Genomic DNA, 3964 nt, shown 5'->3' on the forward strand with positions numbered 1-3964 from the left:
AATTTGCGAGATAGCAGCAATTGGAGCAATATTTTTAAGGTTAAGGCCATGACCAGCATTTACAACTAAACCTTTTGAAACTGCATATTCAACACCTTTGATGATACGCGCCAGCTCAGCCTGTTGATCTTGCTCTGTTGCCGCATCTGCATATGCACCCGTGTGTAACTCAATCGTAGGTGCACCACATGCAACTGCTGCATCAATTTGAGCTAAATCTGCATCAATAAATAATGATACGTCGCAGCCAATAGCAGCTAAAGTCTGAGTTGCAGCTTTAACTTTTTCAAAGTTACCTACTACGTCTAAACCACCTTCAGTGGTTACTTCTTGGCGTCTTTCAGGAACAAAACAAACATGCTGTGGCTGAATTTCTTTCGCAAACTCGACCATTTCATCAGTAACAGCCAACTCAAGATTCATACGTGTTTTTAGCAATGGACGCATGCGGCGTACGTCATCATCTTGAATATGGCGACGGTCTTCACGCAAATGCAAAGTAATGCCCTCTGCACCAGCTTGTTCACAAATAAGAGCAGCTTCTACAGGATCTGGGTAAGTAGTACCGCGCGCCTGTCTCAAAGTAGCAACATGGTCTATGTTTACACCAAGCAATGCAGCCATAAATAAATCCTAATTACGATTGAGTTTGAGTGTTTTGAATCCACAATTGTCGACTTTTTAGGGGACGATCACCTAAAAGCGATGTAATCATTTGACGGTATAGTTTACCTAATAATTGCAGTTGTTCGAGAGAAAAATCTTGCCCTTGCTCATAATCCAACATAGACAAAATCGCTTTCCCTGACAAAGAAGAACGACTCGCCTGCACAACAGGAGCAAAACCTTCTGTCACTTGAAATTGATAAAACTGATGAGCCTGAATCAGCTGTTGTTGGGTATCGACTGAGAAATCAATCGCGTATCCAAGCTCAGGAAGTAAAATATGCTCGAACTGGCGCAAAATCTGCCGAAGAAAAAGGTCAGGATTTTCGTGGGAAGATAATTGTTGTAATTGAAGTAACGTTAACTGATATTGCTCAAACGTTTGTGGCATTGTCTCTTCTAAGGGACAAAGTCTAAGAACAACTTCATTTAAATAAAATCCGGCAAAAAAAGCATCACCAAAAAAGAAAACAGGCTGATTTAAGATTTCAAGCTTTGTAAAGTTTTTCAGCTCACTTTTACCCGTGGCTTGCAAGCGGATAGGCTGATATTGAGGGGGCGGAGTCTGTCTTAAAATACCATCGACTCGCCCATACTCCTGAGTAAAAAGATGCACAATATGACTTTTTTCACGGTACTTACGGTGATGAATCATATATCCATGGAGGACTTCATTGCGCATCATAAAAAGAAACTATTCCTCAGATTCTTTTTCTTTTTTATCATCCTCATCATCACCATCAGGAATTACCGCCCCTACAACAGCTGCTGTACCTTTAACAACACCTTTTGTAGTTTTATAGGCGATACCTACTGGTACGGTTACAAGCTTATATACACAACCTTGTAACATCAATGTACATCCAATTATAGCGACCAATGATGTAATTGTTTTCATACCAGCATCCTTATCCTTTAGATATCACTATACCCTAAGCTTTTTAAAGCACGCTCATCATCAGACCAGCCACCTTTAACTTTAACCCATAAGGTAAGCATAATTTTTTGCTCAAACATTTTTTCCATGTCTTTACGAGCATCCATGCCGATTGTTTTAAGCTTGGCACCTTTTTCACCAATCACAATCGCTTTTTGGCCTGCACGATCTACAAAAATCGTTGCATCAATATAAGTACAAGCTGGCTTTAAACGACCAGTTTTTTCATTAACAGTCTCTTCTTCCGTTTTGAAAGATTCAATTTGTACTGTTAAATCATAAGGTAATTCTTCACCTAACTGACGCATGATTTTTTCACGAATAATTTCGCTAGCTAAAAAGCGCTCAGAACGGTCAGTAATCTGATCAAATGAATACAAAGGTGCTTGGTAAGGAAGATACTTCTCAATGGTTTCGCTCAAGTGTTCCAGATTTGCTCCGCGTAATGCAGATACAGGAACGATCTCGGCAAAATTCATAAGCTTAGCGCGCTCTTGAATCAAAGGCAGAATATCTCTTTTATCTTCAAAAGTATCAGCCTTGTTAATCACCAAAATAACTGGCATTTCAGCATTCTTGAGTTTTTCAAGCACTAAGTCGTCATTTTGCGTCCACTTATAAGCATCAATAACAAATAAGACCAAATTGACGTCGCGCAATGCAGAATGAGCTGCACGGTTCATCATTTTATTAATAGCGCGCACTTCTTTTTTATGCATACCCGGGGTATCTACATATACCGCCTGCATTTTTTCACGCGAATCAATACCAATAATTTTATGACGTGTTGTTTGAGGTTTACGCGAAGTAATAGAAAGTTTTTGACCTAACAAATGGTTCATGAGGGTAGATTTACCCACATTTGGACGTCCCACAATCGCCACAAATCCGCTCTTAAAATCCGAAGGAATTGTTACGCCTTTGGAACTAAAAAATTGATCAATCAGATTATTAGGATCTTGGTTCTCATTTGAATCTGGATTGATTTGATCAGAATGCATCGACATGCAGGTTATTGCTCCAATAACTTTAAAATTTCCGCCGCTGCTGCCTGCTCGGCAAAACGACGACTTGAACCCTCACCATGAATCTTTGATAAGCCATCTATCAAACATTCAACTTTAAAGTGCTGGTGAGGTGCATCACCCTGAATATCTACAACCTCGTAAACAGGGAGAGGTTTTTTACGTGCTTGTAGATACTCTTGTAAACGTGATTTAGGGTCTTTAAGTTGATCCGTAGGCTCAATATGGTCTAAATACGGTACATACCATTTTAGCACAATATCTGTAAGTAAGTTGAGATCACCACTATCAATATAAATTGCACCAATAATGGCTTCTACCGTGTCAGCCAATATTGACTCACGATGATGACCACCAGATTTCAATTCACCCGTACTTAATATTAAACACCGACTAAGTTGCAAATCGGTTGCAATCTTACCTAACGCTTCCTGACGTACCAAAGTCGCTCGCATACGCGTTAGACGACCTTCATTTTCATTTGGATAGGCATGATATAGATAATTGGCAATAATCATGCCTAATAATGAATCGCCTAAAAACTCCAAGCGCTCGTAATTGTATTTATGACTCACCGAACGATGAGTCAAAGCTAACTGTAACAATTCAAGCTGCTTGAATTGATATCCGATTCGACTCAATAAGCGAGGATCACTTAGTTTGAACTGATGTTTTATCAAAACTCTTCTCAAATGTTAAAACTAAATCAATATTTGATAAGAAGGGTTTTCTTACCTCATATTTCTTTTGGACTTTTAGACCAGACTCATTAAACACTTGCGCAATCTCTTTGAAATGAAGATCACGAATATTGTTCATTTCCAGTCGCTGATCCATTTGTGTCATAAACTTCTGTGGGGTGATGTCAGAAGAGCTTTCTTGTAAAAGCTCTTCTATTTGATTATTAATCAATCGATCATCCCAATATGCTGGCCAAACTGCAAGTACAGCTTTTACTGCAACCGCAAATATAACCACCCCAAATAAAATTGCTAAATACGAAGTACCTTGTTGTGCCTTACGCATTTCTTTTTTCCTAATGGTTGTTTTTAATCTATTTTTCCATTTCGGCCAAAGTTAGGAAGATGTAAACCCGGTTCTTTATGCATCCAGACATAGAATGCTCGTCCTGTTAAATTTTCTTCAGGAACAAAGCCCCAGAAACGACTGTCTGCACTTTGATCACGGTTATCCCCCATTGCAAAGTAATGTCCTTTTGGAACAGTCACTTCCCAATATAAACCGTCTTGGTTTGCATATTTACCATTTTCAACATAGTTGATAAACGGTGCTTGACGCGCCACATTTACGCCTTCAAGTTCACGCATCGTAAAGG

At 39.2% G+C, this 3964-nt stretch carries 7 protein-coding genes; all 7 read right to left on the reverse strand.

Annotation, left to right across the window (positions count from 1 at the left end; genetic code table 11):
* Positions 1-624, reverse strand: a 624-nt coding sequence (pdxJ, locus tag UC75_RS07920) for a pyridoxine 5'-phosphate synthase (RefSeq protein ID WP_228137167.1), incomplete at its 3' end; no start/stop codon positions are given.
* A gap of 13 nt (positions 625-637) precedes the next feature.
* On the reverse strand, positions 638-1351 hold the full coding sequence (gene recO, locus UC75_RS07925; protein WP_049837239.1) for a DNA repair protein RecO: 714 nt from the start codon (positions 1349-1351) through the stop codon (positions 638-640).
* Between the two features lie 9 nt (positions 1352-1360).
* Positions 1361-1564: an NF038104 family lipoprotein gene (locus UC75_RS07930; protein WP_004790744.1), complete on the reverse strand. Its 204-nt coding sequence runs from the start codon at positions 1562-1564 to the stop codon at positions 1361-1363.
* A 17-nt stretch (positions 1565-1581) separates the two neighbouring features.
* Complete coding sequence (era, locus tag UC75_RS07935) at positions 1582-2604, reverse strand: GTPase Era (protein ID WP_081399272.1); 1023 nt, start codon at positions 2602-2604, stop codon at positions 1582-1584.
* A gap of 11 nt (positions 2605-2615) precedes the next feature.
* Entirely contained in the window at positions 2616-3308 is a 693-nt protein-coding gene (gene rnc, locus UC75_RS07940) for a ribonuclease III (RefSeq protein ID WP_004790741.1), read from the reverse strand.
* On the reverse strand, positions 3280-3654 hold the full coding sequence (locus UC75_RS07945; RefSeq protein ID WP_005307477.1) for a DUF4845 domain-containing protein: 375 nt from the start codon (positions 3652-3654) through the stop codon (positions 3280-3282). The genes rnc and UC75_RS07945 overlap by 29 nt, the downstream gene beginning before the upstream one ends.
* Before the next feature lie 23 nt (positions 3655-3677).
* On the reverse strand, positions 3678-3964 hold a 287-nt coding region (gene lepB, locus UC75_RS20715; protein WP_228137168.1), incomplete at its 5' end, for a signal peptidase I.

The sequence above is a fragment of the Acinetobacter sp. V2 genome (assembly GCF_001188385.1).
Taxonomy (GTDB): domain Bacteria; phylum Pseudomonadota; class Gammaproteobacteria; order Pseudomonadales; family Moraxellaceae; genus Acinetobacter; species Acinetobacter oleivorans.